The following is a 26849-nucleotide window of genomic DNA, read 5'->3' as shown; positions in this document are numbered from 1 at the left end:
TTTTTCAGTGGCTGTAACGCATACAGGCCGAGCTGGCCGCGTTGGGTTGCGGAACTACTTTTATGCACCTCGTTGATTCCCCACCACCCCTACGATGCATGCTCAAGGACAGATCGGTCCGCCTGAAAAAGACGTGGCCATCCTACGAACATGGCCGCATTCGCCGGTTTTCAAGACCGCTATTCAAAAGTACGCGGTGCGCAGGTTTGCGGACCGTTGGCGTTCCGTTACTCATGGCAACAGATCAAGCTACAGGCCGCATTCTATAGGAGGTGATTGTTGAGTTTGGGAACTGTTATGCACTCCCCCCGGCTTCCTGCCGAATGAACGCAAACCAAAGGAATGCCTAAGGCTTACCAAATACATCGTGAATGGTTTCGGCCCAGAGTTTGTAAAACCGCTGGGCTGTTAGTAGCCTCTCATCCGATGCCGAGCGAGATAATTAAGGACATCGACAAGACAATAAATATCCATCATATACATACGGACATGGCCATCACGCGAACAGCGGGACCAGATAAATTTAGCTGGCATACCTGCTGCGCTAAACCCCTGGCTACATTCATTCCCGCTTGATAATCGTGAATACCATCTGTCGCCGTAACAACTTTTTCAACAATACTCAATATTGAAGACAGTACCGTTCGCTGCACCAAACTTATAGCTTCTCCCTCTCCAATCTGTCTTGACACTCTACCGATAACACGGAACCGTCCATCTGTTAATTTGGCCTTTATAGACAGCGCATCTGCATCGGCCAGGTCTACATCCAAAACACCAATTTGCTTACCCGTAGTAGGACAAGACATTAACATCTCAAGCTGACCAGATTTAAGATAATCCCCCTCGAGTTCGGCGAGAACATTTGCAATCAATTCCTCATATTTTTTAATATCATCCTTAAGCTTCTTATTCCCAAAAACCTTTTGATTTATTTTCTCACCAAAATTTTGGAGCACCTGACAAATTAATGGCGCGGAAATTTTCAACGCCTCTAGTATGGAATAAAAATCAACAGGCTTAAGAACAACGTCAAGCTGAACAAAACTGGAAGAACTTGAAGACTCACTTACCTTAAAATCATGATTTATCAGTTCTCGCTCGTTTAACTCATCGATGAGAGTCATATGCAACCCCCCCATCGTATAACGCCGGGCTGTCTTTGTAGTTGAAGTGGACTCCTTGGCGAGTTCTCCACCTCCGGAGACAGGAGATATCAACTCATTTAGAAATTTAAACCCAAGACTTATATTCAGTTTGCCTGAGGTCTTTTTCCCTTCCTGCGCCTCCGACTCCATAGCGACACCTTTGAAAAGATAGGCAGCACAATTCAATACCATCTTTTCATTCAAATAAACAGGTTCCATATATGAATTCACGACAACCTCTAATTCTTGAGTTTTTGGCAAAAGACATTTTTTACGCAGCGCCAAGTGAACATTATCAGTTCTACGAACTTATGCCAGCAATATGCCATTTCATAGGCCGAAAGTCGTATGCCGTCTCCGACGCGGTCCAGCTCCATGGCTCCAGCAAGAGCTACTGAAAGGCCCAGGCTGTCAATTTCGGCATCAACTGCATTACAAGCTCGCTGTACACCGGCAGCATTTTTGACTAAGCGCAATCCTCCATGCCGCTGCTATGCTTAGGATTTTAAATGAGGCCGCGACCATGGCAGGTGAATATTCACATCGCGAATGTGCTTGAAAGAATGTACGAAAACCAGCTTGCGCTTGAAGCAGCACTAATGGAACTCACGCTTCAAAGCGAAACGCGAGGATCACCTGAGGTCGGCGAAAATGTACATGGCGCGTTGTTCGCTATCGGCGAAAACGCAGGTCATATCAAGCAAGGCATAGCGAAGCTACGAACCCAAGACTTTTGATGATGCATACGCCGATTGTGCTGCAGTATTCCGGTCGTTAAGCCCCAACCCCACGTGTTTATTGAGGCTAAACGCATATCACTACTGCATGCACAAACGCATGATTGGCATTGAATGGCTTGGATTGGCGTACGGTTTGTCCCATTTTTGCCCCACACTCGCCAGCTCCTCCTCCCGGATTCACGGTCCCGCCAATAATCCTAACGATGGGCAAACCAATCCTCTGACAGGCAGCATTCGGCCAAAAGTAGACCGTGGACACTTAGCTAACGACTCCATAATATTCCTGTAGGCCATGTCGCTTTTTCTCCCCACCTGATGTCGCATTTTCGCAGCGCCATGCGATCTGCAGGAGGATTTATCCATGGACAGGGATCGTTATCAAACACAATACTTGAAACATTATCCTGCTTGAGCCACCTACTTATACTAAGCAAGAAACCGCACGCGAGTAACAATAGGAGCAAAAAGTTGAAAATAAAGATACCTTGTTTTAAGTGCTTCACACTGAATGGAATAAAGGAGCCGATCTTCTCTTTTCTAGAGCTTGGTGAAAGCAACATTCACGAAATCATCTGCACTCGCGGCCACAAAACATCCATAGCGTTGACTCAGCATAAGCACGAGGTCCTCTTCGAAATCGGCGCCATGGCTTTAGTAGATGGCTACCCTCGGGAAGCTATCGCCACTATTGCCGCAGCGCTTGAACGATTTTACGAACTATGCATACGCGTCATTAGTTCTGGAATGCAAATCCCCGAAGAACAACTACACGCAGCCTGGCGTCTGATAGATTCGGCGTCGGAGCGTCAGTTCGGCGCCTTCGTTTTATCCATGCTTTTATGGTCGAAAGAATGTCCAAAAGTGATCGACAATATTAAACCAACTCTGCCCGACACATCCCAGAGAGCCACTAAAACATGGAAAGAGTTTAGGAATGCAGTCATCCACAAAGGACTGATTCCTTCGGAGCGCGTAGTAATCGAATATTGCGAGCTTGTTTACGCGCACATTAATGAATTGACAAAAATTATAACGCAGCGACACGAAGAGGCTTGGTTGTCAGAAGCCCAAAAGCAAGAAACTTTGGCCCGCCAAGGCAACCCGGAAAAAGAGATAGTGATATTTGGACTTCCAACCACATTGTTTCTGGCGCGAGGAACACAAGCACCCGGCAGTTTCAAAGAAGCATTAAACCAACTGAATGGATACAGGGAAATTTACGGACGCTAGCTAACATCTCCTGGGCAAGGGGAAGTTTGGAGTCGAAAGCTGTTTGACGTAACCGACCGCTCCTGATCGGCATCTGCTGACATTGACCGGCCGAATTGGGTCGAATACGGTCATTGGAACCAAATACAGGATAGGGATTCGAACCCCTTCGCGTACACCATCAGGCCGTTCTAGGCCCAAAAATACAACGTATCCCCCGCTAGCCTCCAGCACAAAGGGGCCTGAAGCGGCCTACATTATGCCCTAATTTTGCCCTAAACCTCTTAAGTCGTTAAGGTAATTGCGGGTTCTCCACGAATGCCAGCAAACATGGCTGGCAGCTATCGGTCAGAGGCGGACTATTCGGTCTGAAGCACTGGCGCTAGTATACGCTTTCATGTTTGCCTTTAAGTGGGTCTGCGAAATTTTCGAAAGCTGCCGGTTTCTTACGCAATTGCGATATCCATGAAGGGTTGTGGAGCTAACAGTCTCCTATTTGGACGAACTACCGCGGCAGACACACAGCACCTAGCGGCCAAATGCGAGACAAGCAAGGGTGTCGGTACGGGTGGTCAGCTTCCTATGTCTAACAATCATGATTTTAAAGGAGAGATTGGTGCTCATTGAGGAAGCAAGGTTTTACTTTGGCTCTGCCCAAGGGGCAGACCCACTGGTGTTGGACGAGCCTGCCGTTACCATCTTCGTCGGACCAAACAACTCGGGGAAGAGTATGGTTCTGCGCGAAATTGCAGAATTCTGCAGCAGCGGAAATACACATCGTGCAATTCTCAGTGGGCTCAAATTCCGCAAACACACTACTGAAGAGATCGACGCGCTCCTTCAGGCCTGGACGGACCACAAGCGCAATCAGGGAGAAATAGATCACGCTGATCACGTGTTCCTCAAATTTGGAGCCTGGCGGACGCAAATGTACGTCCCACATTTCCGCAGCGCTTTGCAGAATCCTGATGAGAACATAAATGAATTTGCTCGAACGTACGCGGCCCGACACTTGCTATCTCTCGATGGACCAAGCAGGATTGGCCTGACCACGGGACAGAACAGAGGCGATCTGAAGGACCCGAAAAACACCTTTGCTAGGCTTATAACGGACGATGCTCGCCGAAAGGCGCTACGAGATGTTCTTTTCGATGCCTTCGGCCTTTATCTAGGCATGGACATTTCCGAGGGGGCATCAATCCAATTGCGATATGGCAATACGCCGCCACCAAATGAGCGCAGCGTAGAGGACGCTACGCTGGAATGGATGAGGAATGCTCGCACCATCGATCAGTGGAGCGATGGAATGAAGGCCTTTACGGGCATGCTGCTGGAACTACGCGCTGGCGACCCGAAGATCATGATCATCGACGAGCCCGAAGCCTTTCTACACCCCACGCTAGCCTACAAACTTGGCCGCGAAATCGCCCAAACAACGGGCCAAGGCGACAAGCAAATTTTTGTATCGACCCATAGCAGCCAGTTCCTGATGGGCGCGATCCAGTCTGGAGTAAAGGTCAATGTCGTCCGCCTGACCTATCAGCAAGGCAGTGCTACTGCTCGAATGCTTTCGAACGAAGACATCCGCGTCATGATGCAGGAGCCACTTTTGCGGTCCGCAAACGCTCTGTCGGGGGTATTTTACGAAGGCGTCGTGGTCACCGAAGCGGACGCGGACCGAGCCTTCTACCAAGAGATCAACGAGCGGCTTCTTGCGGCGGAATCAGGACGAGGCGCGCCGAACACCCTTTTCCTCAACGCCAACGGAAAGGATTCAGTGAACAAGATCGTCGGACCCCTTAGGGGACTCGGGATACCCGTCGCGGTCATTCTCGACATCGACGCACTCAACCCCGAAACCAACTTCCCAGTCCTCTTGGAAGCCACAAATTACCCGAAGCCTCACGATTCTATAAAATTGGAGCGCGCAGGCGTCTGGTCAGACCTTATCTCAGACGGCAAGAAACCCAAGTCGGATGGCGGAATTTCCCTTCTCAATGGAGCTGCGAAGGAAAAGGCCGAGAACCTTTTTGACCGCCTTGATCAGTATGGCCTGTTCGTCCTGAGGCATGGCGAAGTTGAGCACTGGCTGCCGGGAGCGGATGTTCCCAGAAGCAAAAGGTGGCTGCGCAACATCTTCGAGGCGCTGGGCAGTGACCCGAAAGCTTCAAACTATATTCATCCCGATGACGGCGATGTCTGGGCATATGTCGACAAGGTTGCCGCCTGGATTAAGGACAAGGCACGACGCGGAATTCCTCTTTGACGCTCAGTTTGCGGATGTGGATCACGTTTTCCTTTGGCTGAAGTGCTTCCCGATCGACTATCCACGCTGTTACCAATTGGGGAGCGCAAAGCCGTCGGTCCCCTTGCTGATCTAAGCACTGATGGCAGGTCGTGAGAGTATCTGAAGGCTCGTCAGGCGAAGAAAAGCGAGCGCTTCGCCGACTTCGCCTGAAATCTCGGAATGGCAGGTTTTGTGGCTCTACCTCATCAAAAGGGGAGATGAATGGCCGTAAAGAGTCGAAAGCAGCCTAACGTGAACGAGTGCTCCTGGCCGATTGCCGCCTTACGCGAGGGCAGCAGTCGGCCAGAAGCAGTCATTCAATACTCTACAAAATCAGGGGCGATTCAGGATTTTCTCTCCGCCATTTTCGTATCACCGGCCGGGAATTGCACGGGCTCGTGCTCATGTGCATTCGACTTAACTATTCATGCGCACTATTTTTGACCAGCAAGATCAGCGAAAAACAGCAAGACATAAAAATGCGCTAAAATCTTTGGATATGCTCACTGGGACGGATTAACGCCCGCCCATTAACCGAATGGTAAATGCAAAATCAAAGTCGGCAACATGGTCAAAAATATATGAAGTTTAAAGATGGTGATAGAGTAAAAATTAAGCCGCACCCGTGGTGGCCGAATGGTGGAGTTGGAGTGATTTCGTTACCACCAGAATTTGTAAAAGAAGCTTTGGATGGCGAGGTGGCATTCACTAGTTCTCAGCGAACTATTGCTGGCAAAGAAAGAGTTATCACCAGCGCCTGGGTTAATTTTGACGAGCCGGTAATGGATTGTAGTGGTGACGGCCCTTACATCGGTGGAGAGGTCTCCATAGAATATTTGGAGCATATATAGTGGAGCAACCGCTGGAGGTCGCATTGCGTCATTGCGGCATCCAATGGCCGCAGACAACATTGTTCTCACGCAATAGTAATTATGGCGGTCAAGAAACGGATAATTAAAACAAAGCATTACCGTAAAGGCTTGGACGTTCGCGTCGGAAATTAATAGATCTCTCCTGCAGGGCCGGTTTTTGCCCTCCCCGAAGGGTTGCTATGGGTCGGAAACAGTCGTTTATGGACGTCTGTTTCTGGCCGATTGCCGCCTTTCGCGAAGGGCAGCTTAGGGTCGATAGCTGCCACTCAGTGAAGGTGGAAAAGCCTCAAGATCAAGCGTGAGGCTTTATCACCGTCGGTCTCATATAGACCGTGTAATCCGGCCTGATCGGTGAGTTTGTGTAGATTGAAGTGGTTGTAAAACGCTTGGCCCAGTCGCTGATGCTCGAAGCTTCCTTGACTCCACAGCCGAACGAACTCCTCATAAGCGGCGCGTTCGATCTGCAACGAGGAATCATGTCCCATGTCAGGTTCCTATCATTAGAGATACTCAAGCGTACTAGCTGCCTATCAGCCCTTCCAGCTCGGCCTTTCCAATCAGAAAGTCAGTTATCGGCCACAATCAGACATCCGTGACGGTTAGCATTCAGCTCGAAGTAGCCTCCCGCACGGTAGTTACATCAGCTTTTCAATCAAAATCGAGGTGGCTGTGATCGTTATATCTCCAAAATCGCCTTCAAGGGATAGAACATTATCAACGATATTTATCCCTTCAAGCTCTCCGAGTTCGCTGATGTTTTGAAGTTTAAGAGCGCCAAGCCTGATAGCTAGCTGAGTGCCGTCCGCGTTCCACGCCATCAGCTTGTTTCTGGACCCGTCATCCAGTCTGACAACCATCTCGAAATAGCGATGGGCTTGGTCCATTGTGATCGATAAGACACTGCTTTCTTCAAGTGCGTGAACATCCATGATGAAGCTTCTTTTGTTCAAATCCGCATTCTACTACAGGCCGCTATAGGCTAATGAATGCGTCTAAAATGAAGGTCCGCTTCTGGCCGATTGCTACCCTTCACGACAAGCCGCTTTGTGTCTAAAGCAGCCCGTCCTGACACCCAATATCTGACTGACCGCTTTTTCGACTACCCTACCCACTGGCCTCCGGGCGCCATCCAGCTTCGGGATATTGCATGGAAACTGTCGACACAAACCGCCTGAAGATCTGGCAGGCACTTTCAGAATTTTTCCTCGATACTGAGATCACCGACTCGACGTTTGACTACGTCGCTCGCGTAGTCGTGGAAACAGGCTATTCGCCCCAGGAAATTCACAGCATCCTATGGGGTGAAGTTTTCCCGGCACTTGAAGCAAACCTCAAATCCATTGCAGGTGAATGGGCGGGCTGGACAGATGAGTGGCTGTTAGAGCATTTGTCGGTGTGTGAGGTCTCTACGAAAAAACAGGGTGACAGCAGCATTATCAAAGAAATCAGAAGATGCTGGGAGCAAGTGGCAACCCGCCTTCCGCCGGGATATGCCTGACCTGACTTCATCAATGCCCCTGGTGGCTAGCCGGGCGCATCGGCCAGAAGCTGCCGATCACCTGATTTCGAACGCCCCAACGCTTGGTATGAGCCCCTCTCGCAGCCGCAGCCGCTCAAGGCGTCGCACATTGACCTGTCCGAAGGAAATCTTTAAGCGCCGCCTGATAGAGCGTCAATGGCTGATTGTCCGTATTGAAGAGTGCAAACGGAATCATGGTGAGATGTGAAAACGACGTGGAGTTGATCGAGTAGGTTTTCTGCCTGCAAAAGCGCTGATCCTTATTCAATATAAAATCAAACTTGAAAAGGTTTGTCCGCGTACACCAACTGGGGATCAAGCCCAGGCTCAGGCCCGTCAAGTACTCTTGTCCGCACGCGCCGCCAGATGAAAACTCCGAGATCTTTATTTCCAATGCCGGCAGGGTCGGAGCGGCAAGGCTGGAGCTCGTATCCTGTGCATCAGGAATAACCTTGAGTGTCGCTGCGTAGGCGTCCTTGCCGAAGCGACTGGCTTTCCAGGGGGAGTTTATTGCGTAACTGAAGCTGGGGATGATTTCTTTTGTTTCGGGTGCAGCGGGTGCGTTGATTGTCGGCTGGGACGAATAAGATGTGCAGCCGGAACAGAGTATCGCAATGCTGACAAACACAAACCCATGGGCTATTAAGCGACGCATACTCAGTTTTCCCTAACTATCAATTAGCCGACATTCCTGTCGCTTAATGCCGTATGGCATCTTATCTACACCCCGGATTGCTGAATCAGAATAACAGGGCGGACTGTACGCGCGACACATCGGCCCAGAGAAAAGGCAGCCGCCTCGCTTTCTTTGCCCAATCCAATACGAGCCCGCGAACTTTGAAGGCAAACGCCTGCCCAAACCCCGTCATCACCAAGGTTGCGCCACTAACAGGGAGAAAATAATGAAGCAGGACGCCAGCAAGCGCTCATCAATTCATACCGGCTTGGGCACTGTCATCGCACGCCTGGGGCTGTTGCTCATCGTGCCGTTGGCTGTCGGGGGCTGCACCTTCAAGAAAACCGATGTCCAGGACCCGGCCGAGATGGCCAAGTACGACCCCGCCAGTACGGCGCGCATCCGCCTGATCAGCGGGCAAGGGGCCTACGCAGGTTTTGTCTCCGGCCAAAGCTGCGAGCAGTATTTCAACGACACTTACGTAAAAGCGCTGGCCGCCCGCGAGCGGCCGCAAGGATGGAATCCTTCGCGTATCGTGCCCAGCGGTCAGAGCAGCGATATCTTCGGCATGTGGCCTTCCGACTACCAGAACAATGTCATCGGCATGCCTCCCTCCCCGGTCAGCGCGAAGATCGATGAGACGCGCAGGTACTTCGATGAACATGTGGTCCCGGCCGGGCAGCCGCTGATCGCGTTTGTGGCGTTCGTCACGTCCGGGTCCAGTTGCTCTTCAGCGCCCGTGAGTTTTGTGCCACGCGCAGGCGCCGACTATGAAATCCGGCAGGCATTCCAGTCGCAAACATTCAAGACAACGTGCCGCAATGAGGTGGTTGAGTTGAAAGCCGGCGAGGAAAAGCCGATTTCCCCCAATTACTGCATCCAGGACGCGTCGGGCGATTATCACACCCGCAACGTGACCCCTGTCAGCCAGGCCGGGCAATAAGCCGACCGGGCCTGGTACACAATGGCTGCTGTGTGTGCAGCCACTTTCGCGCTGGCCCTTTTGCGCTGAAAAAAGGGCGTTCTTGACCGTCAATCCGCAGGGAGCGCCTCATGTACACATCGCCGCGCGCGCTTAACTCGCTTGTCGGAATCAGCCTGCTGGCATTGCTCAGCGGGTGTGGAGCGCTGACGGATGTCCGCTCCTTCTCCACTCCCTACTCGTCGCCCACCAGTGGCGACACTGCCCGCGTGCGAGTGATCAGCGACGGCATGGTCCGCGCCGTGCCCAAGTCGGACTGCATCAACTTTCGCCTGCCTGGCGCGGGGGTGATGGTGGCGCAGCGCGACGGCTATGCTGATCGCAACGGTGAAAAGCTTGGCATGCAACCCACCGCCGTGCAGTTAGCCTCCACCGTGGAGAGTGAGCTGCTGGTGCCCGCCGGGCAGCCCATCGCGTTTCATTACATCGGCAATCGTTGCTACAACATGTTCACTTTTGTGCCTGTTGCTGGCGCGGACTACGAACTGCAGGCGGCCGGGCTTGGTAGCTGCGCGGTGATCCTCAAGAGAATGCAGGTGGGCACACGCTCGTTCAGCTTCGAACCGCTGGGCGACAGCAAGTTGTGCAAATGGGGCGACAACTTCTAAGGCCAACGACCTTCAGCTATGCGCCGGCAAAGCCAGCCCGAACAGCACAAAAAAACCGCCGCAGACTTTATTGAAGCGGCGCCCGGTTCGGGCCAGCCAAGGGCGCACTCGGTGCGCGGCGCTGGCGACCAGGTATTCCACCGCGAACTCCACGACGGCGTAGGTCAGCGCGATGGCGGCTGTCTGCGCGATGATGCTGCGGTGCGGGTCGAGGAATGGCGGGATAAACGCGGTGAACAGCAGCAATGCCTTGGGGTTCGAGAGGGCCGAAACCAGCCCCTGACGAAACAACGGCCAGCGGCGCAGGCTTGGTGTCGCAGTGGTCTCGAGGCTCACCGGCGGCGACCGCCACAGGCCAAACCCCAGCCAGATCAGATACAGCCCGCCGACCACCTTCAAGGCCGTGAACCAGGTGGCCGAGGCCTTGATCAGTGCGCCCAGGCCGAGCGCGCACAGCGTCAGCACCAGGGCAAAGCCGAGCACGCCGCCGCTGATGGTGAACAACGTCCTGCGGCTGCCGTGAAGGGCGCCATGGGTCAGCACCAGTAACGCATTGGGTCCTGGCACCACGGCAATGCCGCAGCAGGTCACCAGGTACAGCAGCCACGTGTCGAATGGCATGATCAGATCCTGCAGATAAGGGGCAAGCGCCTATCTTGCGAGTGAACAATCACCCTGAAAAGCGCATTATTCACGTCGCAGCCATTCGATTAACGAATACAGGTAAGTGCAATGCCGTCCAGCGATCTGCAGATTGATTGGCTCAAATGTTTCGTCGCCGTGGTGGACGCGGGGTCGCTCTCTGGCGCTGCCCAGGAGGTTAACCGGTCGCAGTCCGCCGTCAGCATGCAGATGAAGAAACTCGAGGCCGCGCTGGGACGTCCGCTGTTGAACCGTGGCCCGCGGCACCTGCAACTCACCGATGACGGCCAAACGCTGCTGGGCTACGCGCGCCGCATGCTTGCCCTGCACGCCGAGACCCAGGCGGCCTTCAACGGTGAGGCATTGACCGGACGCATCCGCCTCGGCGTTGCAGAGGACTACGCTGCCAGTTACCTGACACCGGTGCTCAAGCGTTTTTCGCCGCGCTACGCAGGGGTCGAAATCGAACTCACCTGTGAACAGTCGACCACGCTGATCCCGCGTCTACGCAGCGGCGATCTTGATCTTGCACTGGTGTCCCGCGACTCGTCCCACAGTGGCACCTTTCTGTTCAAGGAGCCGATGGTGTGGGTGGGCTCGCCGCAGTTCGAACTGTGGCGCCGAGACCCGCTGCCTATCGCGGTCTACGAAAGTGAGAGCCTGGCGCGGCGTTACGCGGTGAATTCACTGGCCCAGCAGGGGCGCCAATACAAGGTGGTCTACAACAGTTCCAGCCTCGCCGGCCAGGTGGCCGCCGTCGAGGGCGGCCTCGCGATTGCCGCGATCACCCAGTGCACCGTGCAGCCATCGCTGCAGGTGTTGAGCGCTGAGCATGGTCTGGGCACTATCGCGCCGATGGAAGTCTCGATCCTGCGCAGCCGCGCCTCGCGCGGGTCCAAGGCGGTGAATAGCCTGCACGCGTTCATCATCAGCGCATTAAGGGCGCCGGTGTAGTCGACGGCCCGCGCTACAGACGCATTCCCATCTCCAGCGCACGCCTCTCAAACCCCAACTCGGTGTACATGCGCACGGCACGTTCATTGAACGACCACACCGATAGGCGCAAATCCTGCGCGTCATTGTCCAGCGCCCAGTGTTTAACCAGGCCCATAAGGTGGCGGCCAATACCTTGGCCCCAATACGCTTCGGCTACGCACACCGAGCCTACACGCGCGACAGTCTGCGGCTGCATCAGCGGCCCACTGCTGGCTGAGAGGCTGGCGGTAATAAATGCCACGGCCTCAAGGCCCGCATGCGCGATGAAGACAACCTGGCCCGCCTTTTCGAACCGGCCAGACCAATGGGCAAGATCGCGCGAAAAATCCTCGGTGGGCGCCGCATAGATATCGGGCCGCGCAGCATGGTGCACGTCGCAGAGCACTTGCCCCAGTTCACACAGGCTCAGTGCGTCATCGAGCGTGGCAAGTCGATAGGTAACAGCGTCGTCCATGAGGGGCACTTTCCTTGAAATGGATTTGCACAATGCAACCAGCCCATTAGTCTGGGACCTCCTCGTGAAAAACACATGACATCCCGGAGCCCCGCATGCCCTTGACCCCACGCGAAGCCACGCGCCTGGAACGCCGCCTCGTCGCCACCCTCACCGACGCCTGCGAAACCGCCAAAGCCGAAATCCCCGGCTTCGAGTGGCTGACCCACACCGTCGACTACGCCGCCTTCCCCCAAAGCCTGCGGGTGATCTGGGTGTTCGACACCCGCGCCAGCAAAGACCAGGCCCTCGCCGCCGGCACTGACCAGCGCCTGCGTGAGCTGACCGGCATTGCGCTGGCCGCTGCCGAAGCTGGCGCGGTGCGCCTGGACCGCTGCGTACGCGTTGACAGCGAAGAAGAATGCCGCCTGCAGCACGGCGGTGATTGGCGTGTACGCCTGGGCTGAAAGGCGACACGCTCGACAACGCCTACATTTTGACTGCGCTGGCGCTCAATTTCTGGATAATGCCCACCTCCCCGCCTCGATACGGAAATCCCGCCCGATGAAGTTGCCTGCGTCCGCCCTCGTCCTCGCCTGCGCCCTGCTGGCACCGTCCTTCGCCCACGCCGATGACGCCGCCCTGACCGACACGCTCAAGGCCTTCGCCCGTTGCGACGCGAGTTTCTTCAGCAGCTTGAACACCCATCGCGATGCCTGGCAGGCCTATGCGCCGCTCAAGCAGGAAAAGAACTACACCTGGATCGCGGTGAAAGATCGCACCAACCGCAACGCCAACGCCGTGCCGGTCAGCGCGCCGCCGATCGCCGGGTTGAAACTGCTGGCCTATAACGACGAGGTCGCCGACCTCGGCCCGCTGGGGCTCTACTATTACTGGGGCTTCATTGCGCAGGGCAATATCGATGAGGTGGCTCAGCGCCTGGCGCCGTTGCTGGACCAACCGAATTTCCTGTTCAAAGGCGAACACGAATACACGCGCAGCGAGCTCAAGGTCGGCAACAGCTGGCGCTCGATCAAGCCCCAGCCAGGCAAGGCGCCGGGCACGCGCAATGTCGAGCGCGTGCTGATCATCGAACCGGAAGGCAAGCAAGGCACACAGTCGCGGATCAGCTGTTCGGTGCAGGGCGGCGTCAACGCGGCGCTGCTGGCGATGTTGCGACCGGACATCGCGCCGGTCGACTACCCGCGTACTCAGGTTGAAACCAGCCTCGGCGATGTCGAGGTGCCGGCTGCCGTGCTGCAACGCCTCGATTCGCCGTTGCTGCAACCCAAGTTCAAGACGCTGAGCTACACCTACCTGTCCAAGAAGGGCGACGGCAGCGAGGACTCGCCGACGTCGGTGACGCTCAAGGCCGAGGGCGGCCTGCTGGTGAAGAACGAGGTCTACGGGCCGGTCTTCAACGTCGAACGCCTGATGCAGGCCGACCTGATCCAGCTGAAATCGAAGATGAACGGCGTGGGTGACGGGCGGGTCCTGCAAACCCGCACAGCCGAGCTGAAGCTGCCGACCAGCTGGACGCCGGGCCAGACGCTGACCGCTCACCTGAGCATGGTCAATGTGCCGGCCAAGCCCACCGACAAACCGCACGACACGACGTTGACCTGCAAGGTCGGCGAGCGTTTCCCGGCGCACCAGGTGTTTGCCACGCTGACAGGGGACGCCATCCGGCTTGCGTGCGACCAGGGCGACTACAAAACCTCGCGCGCCTTCATCGAGGACCTGGGCGTCGCATTGACGCTGGAATCGACGTCGAGTGAATTTCACTATGTGAATGAAATTACCGCGTTGGACGTGGTGCGCTGACCGGCAGCGTTATCGGTTGCCGGTGAGCCCTTCACCGGCAACGCAAAGCTCGGCACCTCGCAAAAACATTCCGCGGTTTCGCCCAAGCGCACATTGACCGGCCTGAAACACCCCGCCCCCATTGTGTTTTAGCCGCCGTTGCCCTCAACTAAGCGCCCTCCCTCTCTAGCGAGTATCGACAGTGGAACGTTATGAATCGCTGGTCATCGGCCTGGGCGCCATGGGTGCCGCCACCGTGTACCAATTGGCCAAGGCCGGGGTAAAGGTCGCCGGCATCGACCGTCATCATCCGCCCCATACCTTCGGCTCCAGCCATGGCGACACCCGCATCACGCGGCTGTCGGTGGGTGAAGGCGCGCAGTACGTGCCCATCGTGCGCAACTCGCACCGTATCTGGCGTGAGCTTGAGGCCGCGTCGGGGGAGGCATTGTTCGAACAATCCGGGTTGCTGGTACTGACCTCCCGCGATGATTTCGACCCCAGCGATGAATCGGACTTCACCTTGCGCACCATTGGCCTGGCGAACACCTACGGCATCGAACATGAAGTATTGGACGCGGCGCAGATTCGCCAGCGCTTTGCGCAATTCGCCCACGTGGCGGACAGCGCCATCGGCTATTACGAACCGGGCGGCGGCTTTGTGCGGCCAGAGCGTTGCATCGAGGTGCAGCTCCGGCTGGCTGAACAGCACGGCGCTACGTTGTACAAGGGCGAGACCGTGACCGCTATCCGCGCGGATGAGCACGGCGTCACCGTGACCACCGACCAGCGCACGCTGCAGGCCGACAAGCTGGTGGTGAGTGCGGGCAACTGGGCCGGCGGCCTGCTTGGCGCGCCGTTTGATCAACTGCTCAAGGTGTATCGGCAGCAGCTGTTCTGGTTCGAGCTTGAGCCGGGGGCCGACCTGGTGGGGAAATCACCGACCTACATCCTTACGCACGGCCAGGGCGAGGGCAATACCAACTACGGTTTCCCGGCATTGCCCGGCGAGGGCACGTTGAAGATTGCCACGGCGCAGTACCACACCGCGTCCACCCCCGAAACACTCGACCGCACGGTCTCGGCCGCTGAGGAGCAGGCAATGTATGCGCAGCAGGTACGAGGCCGTATTGCCGGGGTCACGTCCAAAGTCGTCAAGTCGGCGGTGTGTGCCTACACGGTGACGCCGGATCACCATTTCATCATCGACCAGCACCCCACACTGCAACACACCCTGGTGGTGTCGCCGTGCTCGGGGCACGGCTTCAAGCACTCGGCTGCACTGGGCGAGGCATTTGCGCAGTGGTGTATCCGCGGTTCGAGCGACCTGGACCTGTCGGCGTTTTCGCTGAAGCGGTTTGCAGGCCAGGCATTAGCGCCGCAGTAAAACGCTGGGGGCGAGGCGGATAGGCCTCGCCTGCGCTTAGTTTATTTGGCAAACGCGTACTCGCCGCCCTGCTCCACAGCCTTGCGGTACGCAGGTCGGGCCTGGAAGCGCTGCACCCACGCCGCCAGGTTCGGGTAGGCCTGGAGCTTGCCCTGGGCCTTGGCGATTTCACCGATGAAGCTCATCTGGATATCCGCGCCGCTCAACTCGTCGCCGACAAGGTAAGGCGAATCCGCCAGCACATCGTTCAAATAGCCCAGGTAGTTGGCCAGCTCCGACTCGATCCGTGGGTGCAACGGCGCCCCCGCCTCACCCAGGCGGCCGACGTAGAGGTTGAGCATCAACGGCAGCATCGCCGAGCCTTCGGCGAAGTGCAGCCATTGCACGTACTTGTCGTAGGTGGCCGTGGCAGGATCGGGCTGCAGGCGGCCTGCGCCGTGGCGGCGGATCAGGTAGTCGATGATCGCGGCGGATTCGATCAGGACCAGCGCGCCGTCCTCGATCACCGGGGATTTGCCCAGCGGGTTGATGGCCTTGAGTTCCGGCGGCGCCAGGTTGGTTTTCGGGTCGCGCTGGTAGCGCTTGATCTCGTAAGGCAGGCCCAGTTCTTCGAGCAGCCACAGGATGCGCTGTGAACGCGAGTTGTTGAGGTGGTGGACCGTGATCATGGCAAGCTCCGCAGGACGAGAGTGAGGGGTGTCTAGAACAAGACTACGCCGTCGCCGTGGAGTGCCCTGAATCAAACAGTATTGCATTCATGCCAAACCTGAGGATAACTGAGGGCCTTGCCTTCAACTGGACAGCTCGCCATGTTTGAACTCACCGCGCTCATCACCTACATAGCCGTGGTCATCGGCCTGTTCCTGATCCCCGGTCCTGCCGTGTTGCTGGTGATCACCCGTACCGTCCAGGGTGGACGCCAGGCCGGTATCGCGACCGGGCTGGGGGTGGCCACGGGCGACTTGATCCACACGCTCGGCGCGGCCCTGGGTTTATCGGCGATCCTAATGACCTCCGCCACCGCGTTCAATCTGGTGAAGTGGGCGGGTGCCTGTTATCTGGTCTACCTGGGCGTGCGCGCGTTCATGGCCAAGACCAGCACCTACGCACGCGCAGACCTGCCGCAGGTGACGCCGACCCAGGCGTTTTTCCAGGCGGTGGGCGCCGAGGTGCTGAACCCGAAAACCGCGATTTTCTTCCTGGCCTTCCTGCCGCAGTTCGTCCACCCGCAATCTGGCTCGTCCCTGCTCCAGTTCGTGGTGCTCGGCCTGATTTTCTCGGGACTCAGCGCGGTCTACACCAGCCTGATTTCACTCTCGATTCGCCCCTTGAGCCGCATGATCAAAGGCCTGGCCCGGCTGCGGCGCTGGGAAGGCAAAATCATCGGCACGCTGTTCATGGGCCTGGGGCTGAAAATCGCCCTGCAACAGCGCTAGACAGGCGTGATCAGCCATTCACCATGGCCCACAACGACGCGCCGACACCGGTGATGCTCTCCCCCGCAATCAACCCGGCGGCGGCGGTAATGGCGAAGCGTTCGCTGAGGCTCGCCCAACGGCGGCTCACCAGCCAGGTGAGGATGGCGCCGAGCGCCATCATCAGTGACACCGACGCCGGCAACACAAAGGCCAGGCCCAGGGCAGCAGCGCTGGGCAGGTAGCGCGCCCGCTGGGTAGACAGTGTGCTGTCGAGAATGCCCAGCAGTACGCCAACCAGGCCCGCGATGGCAATCGCCCAGCGGATGCTGGTGGACAGTGACTCCAGGCCATGGGTCAGGGTTTGCGCCACGGCTTTCCAGGTGGCGACCGCCGGCGCCGGCCATTCTTCGGTCAGCAGCATGGCGTGCGGGTCCGGAATCAGTGCCAGGTAGGCGAACACCCCGACGATGCTGCCGATGAAAATCCCCAGGATCTGCGCGATCACCTGCTTGTGCGGCGTGGCGCCAATCGCCTTGCCCACCTTGAAGTCGTTCATCAGATCCGTGCATTGCCCGGCCGAGCCGCCGGCGGTGTTGGCGCTCATCAGGTTGATCGGCACCTGGCCGGGCGCGACGATGCCAAAGCTCAATTGAGACAGCTGCCCGATGGCGCCGATCGGTGGAATACCGGTGGCGCCCACCACCCGCGCGGCCACGGCGGCCAGGCAGATCGCCAAGGGAATCGTCAACAACGCCATCCACAGGTTGATGCCGAACAACACCGCCTGCAGGCACACGACCAATACGATCGACAACACGAACCCCGCAGCCGGCCCTGGCCGGGGCACGCTCCAGGTGCGCCCGCCCGCCGCCTGGGTGGCGGCGCGCAACGCCCACAAGCGAATCGCCAATGACGCCAAGGTGGAACACACCATCAGGCTCACGCCCGGCCACAGCAACCACTCCACCAACGCCGCGAACTGCGGGCCACTGCTGTCGGCCGGCAACGTCACCAGGTGCTGCGCCAAAAGCCAAGGGCCGAGGCCGCCCCACGCGAGCAAGGCCCCCAGCAACAGGGTCAGGCCCACGCGAATACCGATGATGCCGCCAAACCCCACCAGCAGTAACGACGGGTCGGCGGTGAAGGTCAGGCGTTCCAGCGATGCGCTCGGCGCCCAGCGCGGGATCGCCCACCAAAACGTGTCCACCCACTTCACCAGCCCCGACAACAGCGCGGCGCCGAGCAGCACCTTCAAGCGTGTCGCGGCCTCGCGCCCGTGGTTGTAGATGTGCAAGAGGGTTTCGAGGGTGGCCATGCCTTCGGGGAACTTCAGCGCCTTGTCATTCAGCAACGAGGGCCGCAGGTACCAGGCGATCCAGATCCCCAGGAAGCTCACCGAGAACACCCAGGCGATCATCGGCAGCGCGTCCAGCTGGTTACCGGTCAGCAGCGTGTAGGCCGGGATCGGCGCGACCAGCCCGCCGGAGATGATCGACGCCGCCGCCGAGGCGACGGTCTGGTTGATATTGCTCTCGTGCAGCGTCCACGGCAGTGGCTCGGCGGTGCGCCGGGCCAGGCCCTGCCAGATGGCATAACCGACCAGCAGGGCAATGATCGACATGTTGAACGACCAACCGATCTTCAACCCGGCGTACACATTGGAAGGCGTCAGCAGGATACCGAGCACGCTCCCGGTGATCACGGCGCGCAGGCTGAGTTCGCGTTCGACAGGGCCGCACGGAGGCAGCGTTGGCGAGGTTGCAGGCATGCGGATTCCTTTCGGCAAGGGAACAGGGCGACCTAACAAGTGAGCCTTGTATCCACCGAAGGTTCAGGTGGCGAACATAACCGGGGCCGGAAAACTCCGCTGCTGTGCCGTGCGGGCGGGGTTACTCGCGAACGCGGCGGGTCAGTGACGGAGGCGGTGGCTGACCCGGCGCATTCGCGGGCAAGCCCGCTCCCACACCGGCTCAGGCCAGGCGAAACCGTGCGGTGTTGTCGCTCAAGGCTTGGCTGCCCTTGCTCAGGGTGTCCGCCGCGCGATTGACCGCGCGCGCACCGTCCAGCAAGCGGCCTGCCGCCTGGTCGACCTGCTGGATATTGCCGCTGACTTCATCCGCCGTCGCCGCTTGCTCCTCCACCGCCGTGGCGATCTGCGCCAGGGTGTCGGTGACGTTCTGCACTGCGCCAGCGATTTCGCCCAGGCGCGTGCCCAGCCCGGTGACCGACTCGGCATCGGTCAGCGCCTGTTCGCACGCGGCGCCCATCAGGTTGACCGCCTGGCTGACCGTGGCGCGCAGACTGTCCACCGTGCCGGCGATCTGCGCGGTCGAGGCCTGGGTGCGTTGCGAAAGGCTGCGCACTTCATCAGCCACCACGGCAAAACCGCGGCCCTGCTCGCCGGCGCGCGCGGCCTCGATCGCCGCATTGAGCGCCAGCAGGTTGGTCTGCTCGGCGATGCCTCGAATGGTGTCGACCACCGATTGAATCTGCTGGCCCTGCTGGCTGACTTGCTCCAGCGCATCGGCGGTGTCGGTGAGGCGCTGGTTGAGCTGCTGGATACTGGCCGTGGTGCGCTGGCTGTCGCGGCTGCTGTCTTCGGCGATACGCCGCGTCTGCTGGGCACTGCCCGAGGCCTGTTCGCAACTCTTGGCGACGCCCATCGAGGTGGCGGCCAACTGGGTGGCCGCTGCGGCGATCTGGCTGATCTGCTGTTGCTGGTCCTCGACCTCGGTGAGGGTGCTGCCCGACTGCGTATTGAGGGTGAGCACCGCCGAACCGAGCTGCTGGGTTTCATGGTTGACCCCCAGCAGGCTGGTGCGCAACTGCACCACCGCGACGTTGAGCGCGGTGCTGATGGCGGCGAGTTCGTCGCGCCCTTCCACCGCCACTTCCACGCACAGGTTGCCGTCGCGCAGGGATTCGGCCAGCGTGGTGATGCCGCTGGCACTGCGGCGGATCGAAGCCTGCAGGCAGATGAACAGGTACAGCGCCGCCAATGCCAGCAGGCTGAAGGTCGCGGCCACCGGAACGAATTTTTGCAGCGAGCGGTCGCGGTAGTAACCGAGGCGCGCGTCCAGCGACATCAGCGACTGGTTGCGCAGCGCGCCCAGGCCGTCGAGCATCGCGTCGACACTGCGCTCAAAGGCTGCGGTGTCGAGTTTGATGGTGCCGCCGAACACGCCGTCGTCGAGGACTTTGAGCTCGTTGTCGAGCTGTTGCAGGCTGTTGTCGTATTGCGCTGTCCAGGGTTCAAGGCCGGCGTATTGCTTGGCTTTGAGCGACGCCGCGGCCTTGACCAACTGGTCGCGCGCATCGCCGATACGACCGCGCAGATCGCGCATCTGCAAACGGCTTTGCAGGGTGAACTGCCCCGAGGCGATGGACGACTGGCCGACACTGGCCATGCGGCCGATACGCTCGATCAGGTCGGGGCTGTGCTGGGTGGAAATCTGCATGAGCAAATAGGTTTCCAGCCATGGGTCGAGGATCAGGCCGGCGTCCAGGGTGATCTGCTCGCGCAGGGTTTGCATCGCGGTCAGGGCCGACGTAAAGCGGTCATATCCGTCCGGCCACCAGCCCACGGTGCGCAGCGATTGCGAGTCCATGCCCTTGACTGTGGCTTGCAGCGCCTCGAAGCGCGCGAGGGTGTCGGCGCTGGCGTTCTGGCTTTTCAGCGACTCGCCCAGGGCCTGCAGGCTTTGCAGGATCAGCGGGAAATTCGCATCGACCTTGTCCATCGCCGCCTTCGCCGCGGGGGTGGGGGCGTGCAGGATGTCCGCAGCCTTCCAGCGGGCCGCCAGGTTGCGCTGGGCGGTCAGTTGGGCATCCAGCGCATCGAGGGCCAGCAGTTGCCGAACGCCGGATTGCTCGCTGGAGATCACGGTTAACTTGTCGCGATAGTCCGCCCCAATCATCCACAGGCTGCCCGCCAGGGGCAGCATGAACAGGAAAAACAGGATCTGGAATTTGCGCGCAAAGCCGAAACGCCCGAGCAGGCGGATACCGGGTGACAAGAGGCTGTGCATGTCCGACTACTCCCCAAAAACAACCCACGCGTACCGCGGTGGGCGAAGCCTTGAAATGACTAACGGCAAAATGCCATGTCATTGATTGGGAAGGCACTAGCAAGATACGGGCCGCAGGGAGCGTGCCCCGAAATAGACGGTGTGACGCACGAAGGCAGGTGAGGTGTGCGCGAAAATGGGGCAAAAGCACTCAAGGTCTGGGCACACCTGTAACAGTGAGCTATTTAACCAGCATGTACTGGCTGAAATTATTGATGTGATCGTCGAGGTTATCTTCAAGCATCATCCGGTACTGATCGCAGAAATACTTCAACATCGCCTCGCGCGCCTCGGCCATTTCCGCACCGGACTTGAAGTTGCGCGCACTCGCCCAGGCATTGAAACGGGTGGTGCCGAACATCATCGAGGCGCTGACCTCGCCGAGGTTTTCACAGGTCTTGAGTTGCTCGTTCGACAATTCGATATGCGCGTCTGCACGGTCATAGAAGGCTTGGTCAGTGGCGTCTGCCATGGCGGATGTCCAGGATAAGTGAATGATGGCCGCCATTGAACCATACCCCCCGCCAGCGTAGGAGCCCGGCCTGGCGCCAGCCTGCTCAAGAACACCACCGACAGCAGGCCCGGCGCCGACCAAAACGCATCAAGCCAGCAGCGAACTGATCCACCGCACCTGCCGCGCAACCTCCTGCACCTTCTCCTGCGGCACTGCCTGCCGCGCCTGCTCGAAACTGGCCAGGGTCTTCTGCTTCTGGCGCAGCATGCGCTGCCACTTGGCCAGGAACTCCGGGCTGCGCGCCTGCATCTGCAGTGGGCCGAAATACAGCTGCTCAGCGGTATAACTCACCGGCGGGGCACGCTCGGCCACAATGATTTCGTAGTAGAAGCGGTTTTCGCGCAGCAGCTCTTCAGTGAGGATCGCGTAACCGTTGTCCATCAACCAGTGACGCAACGGCTGCTCGCCGCCATTGGGCTGCAGGACCAGGCGCTCACGGCCGCTCAGGTGTGCCTTGCCACTTTCCAGGATGTCGCGAATCGTCTCGCCGCCCATGCCGCAGAGGCTGATCGCGGTGATCTGGTCCGCCGGCGTTATCGCCGCCAGTCCATCGGCCAGGCGCACGGTAATGTGCTGCTCCAGGCCATTCTCACGCACAGTGCGCACAGCCGCATGGAACGGCGTGGTCGCCACCTCCCCCGCTACCGCCGCGGTGATCAACTCGCGGCGCATCAACGCGACTGGCAGGTAAGCGTGGTCCGAGCCGATATCGGCCAGGCGCGCGCCAGCGGGCACGTTCGCCGCCACGCGCTCAAGGCGCATGGACAATGTATGTGGGTTCAACAGCCGTTCCTTATCAACACAAAATTACTCACCCGAAAACCGATCCCGACTGTTGGTCAGGTGCAGCACCATTGCGGCGCGGGCAGCGTCCGGGTCTTGGCGCTTGATCGCGTTGAAGATCGCCTCATGCTCCAGGTTCGCCAACTGCCCCAGCTGGGCAAAGTCCGCACCGCCACGCTCATCGCCCTTGAGCTGAGTGCGCGGAATCATCGCATTGCCCAGGTGCAGCATGATTTCGGTGAAGAAGGTATTGCCGGTGGCCTCGGCGATCAACTGGTGAAAACGCTTGTCCTCTTCGACGCAGCTGTCGTTGTTGGCCAGCGACGCCTGGTAATCGTCGAGTGCAGTGCGCATGTGCGCCAGGTGTTCGTCGGTCCTGCGTAACGCGGCCAGCGCAACCGCCTGCACCTCCAGGCCCAGGCGCAACTCGAGCATGTTGCGCACACTGGCAACCGTGTCCACGTGCAGGCGCAGGCCTTGTCGGGCGTGTTGCGCCAGCACAAAGGTGCCGATGCCATGACGGGTCTCGACGAGCCCCGACGCCTGCAGCTTGGAAATGGCCTCACGCACCACGGTGCGGCTCACGCCATGCTCAAGGACGATGGTGGATTCCGACGGCAGCTTTTCACCGGGCTTCAACTGCCCGAGCAGGATGCGCTGGGTCAGCGCGTCGACCACGCCTTGGGCGAGGTTGTTGGAGCGTCTACGGACGGGCATTCCACTATCAATCGGCATCGTTGCGGGTCCACGGGGTTGGGCTGGTGCGAGCTTAACATCCCGCCCGGCGACACGGCGGAGTTGATTTGTTTTGGCCCAGCTTGTATGACAACCAACCTTAACCGCTAATCTGCGCATTACCACCAGCACCAGATACCCACATCATTCCTGGGTACCGGCGGCCTCTAAAAACCTAGAAAATGCTGGCACATAACCAAAATAACTGGTCGAGCATCGGCCTTATAAGAACAAATTCACCCACGACCGCATTGCGGCCTTCGGAAAATCACTTGTATGATGTCTATCAACAAGACACCCAAACCCGCATAAAAATAAATCAGGGGGAGTTTTGAATTGTGAACAATTCAAGCCATGCATCTGCCGCTCCAGAAAGTGATTCGGTCCTCGCGCGCGCCGTGAGCAAAGTGAAGGGCCACGTGCTCCCACTGTTCGTGATCATGTTCATCCTCAACTACATCGACCGGGTCAACATCGGTTTCGTGCGCACGCACATGGAGCACGACCTCGGCATCGGCGCTGCGGCCTACGGCCTGGGTGCCGGGTTGTTCTTCATCGGCTACGCGCTCTTCGAAGTGCCCTCCAACATGCTGCTGCAGAAGGTCGGCGCGCGCATCTGGCTGACCCGCATCATGTTCACCTGGGGCATCGTCGCCACGCTGATGGCGTTCATCCAGAACGAAACCCAGTTCTACATCCTGCGCTTTTTGCTGGGCGTGGCCGAGGCCGGGTTCTTTCCTGGGGTGATCTACTACTTCACGCGCTGGCTGCCGGGTGTGGAGCGCGGTAAAGCCATCGCGATTTTCCTCAGCGGCTCGGCGGTGGCCTCGCTGATCTCGGGCCCGCTCTCCGGCGCGCTGCTGCAGATCGAAGGGTTCGGCTTCCACGGCTGGCAATGGATGTTCGCCATCGAAGGCCTGGCCTCCGTGGCGCTGGGGTTCTTCGTGTGGTTCTGGCTCGACTCCAACCCCCACGACGCCAAATGGATGACCCGCGAAGAACAGGACGCACTGGTCGGCGCCATCGATCAGGAACAGCGCGAGCGTGAAGCCCTGACCACGGTCAAGCCGACGCTCGGCAAGCTGCTCAAGGATCGCCAGATCCTGCTGTTCTGCGCGTTGTACTTCTGCATCCAGCTGACCATCTACGCCGCGACGTTCTGGCTGCCGAGCATCATCAAGAAGATGGGCGACTTGAGCGATGTGCAGGTCGGCTTCTTCAACTCGATCCCGTGGCTGATCTCGATCATCGCCATGTACGCGTTCGCTTCGCTGTCGAGCAAGTTCAAGTTCCAGCAGGCCTGGGTCGCGGCCGCGCTGTTGATTGCCGCTGCCGGCATGTTCATGTCCACCACCGGCGGGCCGATCTTCGCCTTCGTGGCGATCTGCTTTGCGGCCATCGGTTTCAAGTCGGCGTCTTCGCTGTTCTGGCCGATCCCCCAGGGTTATCTGGATGTGCGCATCGCTGCAGCCGTGATCGCGCTGATCAACTCCATCGGCAACCTTGGGGGCTTCGTCGCACCGACCACCTTCGGCTTCCTCGAACAGACCACAGGCTCGATCCAGGGCGGCCTCTATGGCCTGGCAGGCACATCAGTGCTCGCCGCAATCCTGGTGTTCTTTGCCAAGACCTCACCGTCCGCCGTACTGGCCTCGCCCGGCGCTGTGCACGTGGGCGCAGCCATCAGCAAACCTCTCTGACCTTATCCAGGAACGTGCCATGAATACCCCAGTAGTCACCCACTTCCAAGTCATCCCCGTGGCCGGCCACGACAGCATGCTGCTCAACCTGAGCGGCGCCCACGGGCCTTACTTCACGCGCAATATCGTCATCCTCAAGGACAGCAGCGGCCGCACCGGCGTGGGCGAAGTGCCCGGAGGCGAACGTATTCGCGAAACCCTGGAGGACGCGCGCAGCCTGGTGATCGGCCAACCGATCGGGCAGTACCAGCGCATCCTCAACCAGATGCGCAGCACCTTTGCCTCACGCGACGCGGGCGGTCGCGGCCTGCAGACGTTCGACCTGCGCATCACCATCCACGCGGTCACGGCGATGGAAGCGGCGCTGCTCGACCTGCTGGGTCAATTCCTGGAAGTGCCGGTGGCCGCCTTGCTCGGCGAAGGGCAGCAACGTGATGCGGTGAAAATGCTCGGCTACCTGTTTTATATCGGCGACCGCAACGCAACGACCCTGGCATATCGCAACGAGGCGGAGGCCGATGATGACTGGTTCCGCCTGCGTCACGAAACAGCCCTGACGGCGGAGGCCGTAGTCCGCCTGGCCGAAGCCGCCAAAGCCAAGTACGGCTTCAATGATTTCAAGCTCAAGGGCGGCGTGTTGAGCGGTGACGCAGAAATCGAAGCCGTCACCGCACTGGCCGAGCGCTTCCCCGACGCACGCATCACCCTCGACCCGAATGGCGCGTGGTCATTGAAAGAAGCCATCCGCCTGTGCCGCGACCAGCACCACGTGCTCGCCTACGCCGAAGACCCATGCGGTGCCGAAAACGGTTACTCGGGCCGCGAAGTCATGGCCGAATTCCGCCGCGCCACCGGCCTCAAGACCGCCACCAACATGATCGCCACCGACTGGCGCGAAATGGGCCACGCGATCCAGCTGCAATCGGTGGACATCCCGCTGGCCGACCCGCACTTCTGGACCATGCAGGGCTCGGTGCGTGTCGCGCAGATGTGCAACGAGTGGGGCCTGACCTGGGGCTCGCATTCCAACAACCACTTCGATATTTCCCTGGCGATGTTCACCCAGGTGGCCGCCGCCGCACCGGGCGACATCACCGCCATCGACACCCACTGGATCTGGCAGGACGGCCAGCGCCTGACCCACGAGCCATTGAAAATCGAAGGGGGCTACGTGAAGGTGCCCGCCAAGCCCGGCCTGGGCGTGGACATCGACATGGACGCCGTGGCCAAGGCCCATGAAGTCTACAAAGGCATGGGCCTCGGCGCGCGCGATGACAGCGTGGCGATGCAGTTCCTGATCCCGGGCTGGAGCTTCAACAACAAGCAACCGTGCCTGGTGCGCTAGGCACTCACACGCCCGCTCAATGCAGGAGCGGGCTTGCCTGCGATAGCAACTCTGAGGTGGCCTGCCCCATCGCCATCGCAGGCAAGCCAGCTCCCACCGGTGATCGTGGTCACTTCGCCGAGTGGGTTCGCTTGATCGGCTGCACCGTCAGCTCCACGCCTAACGCCAGCATCAGTTTCTGCACGGTCTCATAGCGCGTTTTAGACCCGCCCTTGAGCGTCTTGTACAGACTCTCGCGATTCACTCCCGCCGCCGCGGCCACCTTGTTCACACCTTGTGCCTTGGCGACCTCGGCAAGCGCCTTCATGAGGATCTGCGGGTCTTGCGACTTCATGCTTTGTGCAAGGTAAGCACTGATGATTTCAGGGCTGTCGAGGAAGCGCGAAGCTTCATAGACCTGGGTACCGGAGGTATCCAGATCGAGGATCGGCATGTCCTCTGGCTTGAATGTCGAATTGCTCATTTGGTTAACCTCTCAGGGCATCCAGAATCTCTTTGGCGCGCTTGATGCCTCTTTGCTGGTCGGGTTTGTCACTGCCCCACAGCATCAAGTAGGCAGTGATGCCCGTGCGGACAAAGTAGATCCGGTAGCCGGGCCCGACAAAAATACGCATTTCACTGAGGCCGTTACCGGCAGGCTCGCAATCGCCAAAATTGTTGTCTTCGGCGCGATCCAACCGAGTCAGAACCGCCACTTTTCCACAAACGTCCCTCATTCCATCCAGCCATGTATCAAACTCTGGCGTCCTGCCGATTATGTTGGTCACAGATTCACATGTAGCCTACTGGCTACTCCCTGCCGATGCTAGTGATTTTTCAAGCTGCGCAGAGCTCCCCGAAGAAAAAATCCTAGTTCACGCCCGGTACATGGGGCCGGGCGATTCTGTGAGTGCTTGTTTCCCGTCGCGCCGATAGAACCAGCCCGCAGTTCGATAGCAATTTTTCGTATTAAAAACCTCGTCACCGCTGGGTTAGGGTGGCGTCA

The 26849-nt window shown here is 58.7% G+C and carries 26 protein-coding genes and 1 pseudogene; 14 read left to right on the top strand and 13 right to left on the bottom strand.

Annotated elements, in window-relative coordinates:
* Nucleotides 1-473: 473 nt before the first annotated feature.
* Nucleotides 474-1433: a DUF6414 family protein gene (locus tag BBG20_RS14045; protein WP_141697286.1), complete on the bottom strand. Its 960-nt coding sequence runs from the start codon at nucleotides 1431-1433 to the stop codon at nucleotides 474-476.
* A 238-nt stretch (nucleotides 1434-1671) separates the two neighbouring features.
* On the opposite strand from BBG20_RS14045, the pseudogene BBG20_RS14040 reads away from it, so the two are divergent.
* The 4 genes and pseudogenes from BBG20_RS14040 to BBG20_RS32530 all read left to right on the top strand — a co-directional run bounded on the left by BBG20_RS14040 (nucleotide 1672) and on the right by BBG20_RS32530 (nucleotide 6235).
* Nucleotides 1672-1885 (top strand): annotated as a pseudogene (locus BBG20_RS14040) (hypothetical protein).
* Nucleotides 1886-2356: 471 nt separating this feature from the next.
* Nucleotides 2357-3118, top strand: coding sequence for a hypothetical protein (locus BBG20_RS14035; RefSeq protein WP_065904456.1), 762 nt, complete (start codon nucleotides 2357-2359; stop codon nucleotides 3116-3118).
* A gap of 595 nt (nucleotides 3119-3713) precedes the next feature.
* Nucleotides 3714-5363: an ATP-dependent nuclease gene (locus BBG20_RS14030; protein WP_158267380.1), complete on the top strand. Its 1650-nt coding sequence runs from the start codon at nucleotides 3714-3716 to the stop codon at nucleotides 5361-5363.
* A gap of 566 nt (nucleotides 5364-5929) precedes the next feature.
* Nucleotides 5930-6235, top strand: a complete 306-nt coding sequence (locus tag BBG20_RS32530) for a hypothetical protein (RefSeq protein ID WP_141697284.1) — start codon at nucleotides 5930-5932, stop codon at nucleotides 6233-6235.
* Nucleotides 6236-6891: 656 nt separating this feature from the next.
* Here the strand turns inward: BBG20_RS32530 and BBG20_RS14020 are convergent.
* Nucleotides 6892-7185, bottom strand: coding sequence for a hypothetical protein (locus BBG20_RS14020; protein WP_065904450.1), 294 nt, complete (start codon nucleotides 7183-7185; stop codon nucleotides 6892-6894).
* 218 nt (nucleotides 7186-7403) lie between these two features.
* Between BBG20_RS14020 and BBG20_RS14015 the strand changes: the two genes are divergently transcribed.
* Nucleotides 7404-7754 carry a DUF7079 family protein gene (locus BBG20_RS14015; RefSeq protein ID WP_065904448.1) on the top strand — a complete coding sequence of 117 codons (351 nt, stop codon included), beginning with the start codon at nucleotides 7404-7406 and terminating at the stop codon, nucleotides 7752-7754.
* 115 nt (nucleotides 7755-7869) lie between these two features.
* On the opposite strand, the gene BBG20_RS14010 is transcribed toward BBG20_RS14015, so the two are convergent.
* Nucleotides 7870-8430: a hypothetical protein gene (locus tag BBG20_RS14010; RefSeq protein WP_065904446.1), complete on the bottom strand. Its 561-nt coding sequence runs from the start codon at nucleotides 8428-8430 to the stop codon at nucleotides 7870-7872.
* Between the two features lie 247 nt (nucleotides 8431-8677).
* Between BBG20_RS14010 and BBG20_RS32930 the strand changes: the two genes are divergently transcribed.
* Together BBG20_RS32930 and BBG20_RS14000 are read left to right on the top strand one after the other, a co-directional pair.
* On the top strand, nucleotides 8678-9394 hold the full coding sequence (locus BBG20_RS32930) for a hypothetical protein (protein WP_065904444.1): 717 nt from the start codon (nucleotides 8678-8680) through the stop codon (nucleotides 9392-9394).
* A 110-nt stretch (nucleotides 9395-9504) separates the two neighbouring features.
* On the top strand, nucleotides 9505-10041 hold the full coding sequence (locus BBG20_RS14000; RefSeq protein ID WP_065904442.1) for a hypothetical protein: 537 nt from the start codon (nucleotides 9505-9507) through the stop codon (nucleotides 10039-10041).
* Between the two features lie 12 nt (nucleotides 10042-10053).
* Here BBG20_RS14000 and BBG20_RS13995 read toward each other — a convergent pair whose 3' ends face one another.
* Nucleotides 10054-10662 carry a LysE family translocator gene (locus BBG20_RS13995; RefSeq protein WP_065904440.1) on the bottom strand — a complete coding sequence of 203 codons (609 nt, stop codon included), beginning with the start codon at nucleotides 10660-10662 and terminating at the stop codon, nucleotides 10054-10056.
* A gap of 111 nt (nucleotides 10663-10773) precedes the next feature.
* On the opposite strand from BBG20_RS13995, the gene BBG20_RS13990 reads away from it, so the two are divergent.
* Nucleotides 10774-11637, top strand: a complete 864-nt coding sequence (locus tag BBG20_RS13990) for a LysR family transcriptional regulator (RefSeq protein WP_065904438.1) — start codon at nucleotides 10774-10776, stop codon at nucleotides 11635-11637.
* A 13-nt stretch (nucleotides 11638-11650) separates the two neighbouring features.
* Here the strand turns inward: BBG20_RS13990 and BBG20_RS13985 are convergent, their stop codons facing one another.
* Nucleotides 11651-12133: a GNAT family N-acetyltransferase gene (locus BBG20_RS13985; RefSeq protein WP_065904436.1), complete on the bottom strand. Its 483-nt coding sequence runs from the start codon at nucleotides 12131-12133 to the stop codon at nucleotides 11651-11653.
* Nucleotides 12134-12228: 95 nt separating this feature from the next.
* On the opposite strand from BBG20_RS13985, the gene BBG20_RS13980 reads away from it, so the two are divergent.
* The 3 genes from BBG20_RS13980 (at nucleotide 12229) to solA (ending at nucleotide 15302) form a co-directional block, all read left to right on the top strand.
* Complete coding sequence (locus BBG20_RS13980) at nucleotides 12229-12579, top strand: hypothetical protein (protein ID WP_065904434.1); 351 nt, start codon at nucleotides 12229-12231, stop codon at nucleotides 12577-12579.
* A 97-nt stretch (nucleotides 12580-12676) separates the two neighbouring features.
* Nucleotides 12677-13936: a hypothetical protein gene (locus BBG20_RS13975; RefSeq protein WP_065904432.1), complete on the top strand. Its 1260-nt coding sequence runs from the start codon at nucleotides 12677-12679 to the stop codon at nucleotides 13934-13936.
* Between the two features lie 181 nt (nucleotides 13937-14117).
* Entirely contained in the window at nucleotides 14118-15302 is a 1185-nt protein-coding gene (solA, locus tag BBG20_RS13970; protein WP_083221397.1) for an N-methyl-L-tryptophan oxidase, read from the top strand.
* 41 nt (nucleotides 15303-15343) lie between these two features.
* Here solA and BBG20_RS13965 read toward each other — a convergent pair whose 3' ends face one another.
* Nucleotides 15344-15970 (bottom strand): glutathione S-transferase family protein, encoded by a 627-nt coding sequence (locus BBG20_RS13965; protein WP_065904430.1) that lies wholly within the window; start codon nucleotides 15968-15970, stop codon nucleotides 15344-15346.
* Nucleotides 15971-16111: 141 nt separating this feature from the next.
* Between BBG20_RS13965 and BBG20_RS13960 the strand changes: the two genes are divergently transcribed.
* A complete protein-coding gene (locus BBG20_RS13960; RefSeq protein ID WP_065904428.1) occupies nucleotides 16112-16738 on the top strand; it encodes a LysE family translocator in 627 nt (208 codons plus the stop codon).
* Between the two features lie 10 nt (nucleotides 16739-16748).
* Here the strand turns inward: BBG20_RS13960 and BBG20_RS13955 are convergent, their stop codons facing one another.
* The 5 genes from BBG20_RS13955 to BBG20_RS13935 form a co-directional block, all read right to left on the bottom strand.
* Nucleotides 16749-18488 carry an OPT family oligopeptide transporter gene (locus BBG20_RS13955; protein ID WP_065904426.1) on the bottom strand — a complete coding sequence of 580 codons (1740 nt, stop codon included), beginning with the start codon at nucleotides 18486-18488 and terminating at the stop codon, nucleotides 16749-16751.
* 202 nt (nucleotides 18489-18690) lie between these two features.
* Complete coding sequence (locus BBG20_RS13950) at nucleotides 18691-20748, bottom strand: methyl-accepting chemotaxis protein (RefSeq protein WP_065904425.1); 2058 nt, start codon at nucleotides 20746-20748, stop codon at nucleotides 18691-18693.
* A gap of 220 nt (nucleotides 20749-20968) precedes the next feature.
* Nucleotides 20969-21259: a DUF3144 domain-containing protein gene (locus BBG20_RS13945; RefSeq protein WP_065904424.1), complete on the bottom strand. Its 291-nt coding sequence runs from the start codon at nucleotides 21257-21259 to the stop codon at nucleotides 20969-20971.
* Nucleotides 21260-21388: 129 nt separating this feature from the next.
* Entirely contained in the window at nucleotides 21389-22084 is a 696-nt protein-coding gene (locus BBG20_RS13940) for a tRNA (adenine(22)-N(1))-methyltransferase (protein WP_065904423.1), read from the bottom strand.
* A 24-nt stretch (nucleotides 22085-22108) separates the two neighbouring features.
* Nucleotides 22109-22819, bottom strand: coding sequence for a FadR/GntR family transcriptional regulator (locus BBG20_RS13935; protein WP_065904421.1), 711 nt, complete (start codon nucleotides 22817-22819; stop codon nucleotides 22109-22111).
* A gap of 338 nt (nucleotides 22820-23157) precedes the next feature.
* Between BBG20_RS13935 and BBG20_RS13930 the strand changes: the two genes are divergently transcribed.
* The gene (locus BBG20_RS13930) at nucleotides 23158-24519 is read left to right on the top strand and encodes an MFS transporter (RefSeq protein ID WP_065904419.1); all 1362 of its coding nucleotides are present in this window, start codon (nucleotides 23158-23160) and stop codon (nucleotides 24517-24519) included.
* Nucleotides 24520-24538: 19 nt separating this feature from the next.
* Entirely contained in the window at nucleotides 24539-25864 is a 1326-nt protein-coding gene (gene gudD / locus BBG20_RS13925) for a glucarate dehydratase (RefSeq protein ID WP_065904417.1), read from the top strand.
* Between the two features lie 109 nt (nucleotides 25865-25973).
* Here the strand turns inward: gudD and BBG20_RS13920 are convergent, their stop codons facing one another.
* Together BBG20_RS13920 and BBG20_RS13915 are read right to left on the bottom strand one after the other, a co-directional pair.
* On the bottom strand, nucleotides 25974-26327 hold the full coding sequence (locus BBG20_RS13920) for an addiction module antidote protein (protein ID WP_065904415.1): 354 nt from the start codon (nucleotides 26325-26327) through the stop codon (nucleotides 25974-25976).
* A gap of 4 nt (nucleotides 26328-26331) precedes the next feature.
* Nucleotides 26332-26631, bottom strand: a complete 300-nt coding sequence (locus BBG20_RS13915) for a type II toxin-antitoxin system RelE/ParE family toxin (RefSeq protein WP_065904413.1) — start codon at nucleotides 26629-26631, stop codon at nucleotides 26332-26334.
* Nucleotides 26632-26849 lie beyond the last annotated feature (218 nt).

Source organism: Pseudomonas aylmerensis (genome assembly GCF_001702265.1).
Lineage (GTDB): Bacteria > Pseudomonadota > Gammaproteobacteria > Pseudomonadales > Pseudomonadaceae > Aquipseudomonas > Aquipseudomonas aylmerensis.
Note: the sequence above shows the minus strand (reverse complement) of the source record. Positions and strands in the feature narration are given on the sequence as shown.

Bases quoted from the DNA above. Each gene is read 5' to 3' on its own strand.
- BBG20_RS13965 (WP_065904430.1), bottom strand. From the start codon at position 15,970: ATGATCACGGTCCACCACCTCAACAACTCGCGTTCACAGCGCATCCTG.
- BBG20_RS14010 (WP_065904446.1), bottom strand. From the start codon at position 8,430: ATGCGTCGCTTAATAGCCCATGGGTTTGTGTTTGTCAGCATTGCGATA.
- BBG20_RS13990 (WP_065904438.1), top strand. From the start codon at position 10,774: ATGCCGTCCAGCGATCTGCAGATTGATTGGCTCAAATGTTTCGTCGCC.
- BBG20_RS13920 (WP_065904415.1), bottom strand. From the start codon at position 26,327: ATGAGCAATTCGACATTCAAGCCAGAGGACATGCCGATCCTCGATCTG.
- BBG20_RS14020 (WP_065904450.1), bottom strand. From the start codon at position 7,185: ATGGATGTTCACGCACTTGAAGAAAGCAGTGTCTTATCGATCACAATG.
- BBG20_RS13995 (WP_065904440.1), bottom strand. From the start codon at position 10,662: ATGCCATTCGACACGTGGCTGCTGTACCTGGTGACCTGCTGCGGCATT.
- BBG20_RS14000 (WP_065904442.1), top strand. From the start codon at position 9,505: ATGTACACATCGCCGCGCGCGCTTAACTCGCTTGTCGGAATCAGCCTG.
- BBG20_RS13935 (WP_065904421.1), bottom strand. From the start codon at position 22,819: ATGCCGATTGATAGTGGAATGCCCGTCCGTAGACGCTCCAACAACCTC.
- BBG20_RS13960 (WP_065904428.1), top strand. From the start codon at position 16,112: ATGTTTGAACTCACCGCGCTCATCACCTACATAGCCGTGGTCATCGGC.
- BBG20_RS32530 (WP_141697284.1), top strand. From the start codon at position 5,930: ATGCAAAATCAAAGTCGGCAACATGGTCAAAAATATATGAAGTTTAAA.
- gudD (WP_065904417.1), top strand. From the start codon at position 24,539: ATGAATACCCCAGTAGTCACCCACTTCCAAGTCATCCCCGTGGCCGGC.
- BBG20_RS13950 (WP_065904425.1), bottom strand. From the start codon at position 20,748: ATGCACAGCCTCTTGTCACCCGGTATCCGCCTGCTCGGGCGTTTCGGC.
- BBG20_RS32930 (WP_065904444.1), top strand. From the start codon at position 8,678: ATGAAGCAGGACGCCAGCAAGCGCTCATCAATTCATACCGGCTTGGGC.
- BBG20_RS13975 (WP_065904432.1), top strand. From the start codon at position 12,677: ATGAAGTTGCCTGCGTCCGCCCTCGTCCTCGCCTGCGCCCTGCTGGCA.
- BBG20_RS14015 (WP_065904448.1), top strand. From the start codon at position 7,404: ATGGAAACTGTCGACACAAACCGCCTGAAGATCTGGCAGGCACTTTCA.
- BBG20_RS13980 (WP_065904434.1), top strand. From the start codon at position 12,229: ATGCCCTTGACCCCACGCGAAGCCACGCGCCTGGAACGCCGCCTCGTC.
- BBG20_RS13945 (WP_065904424.1), bottom strand. From the start codon at position 21,259: ATGGCAGACGCCACTGACCAAGCCTTCTATGACCGTGCAGACGCGCAT.
- BBG20_RS13955 (WP_065904426.1), bottom strand. From the start codon at position 18,488: ATGCCTGCAACCTCGCCAACGCTGCCTCCGTGCGGCCCTGTCGAACGC.
- BBG20_RS13985 (WP_065904436.1), bottom strand. From the start codon at position 12,133: ATGGACGACGCTGTTACCTATCGACTTGCCACGCTCGATGACGCACTG.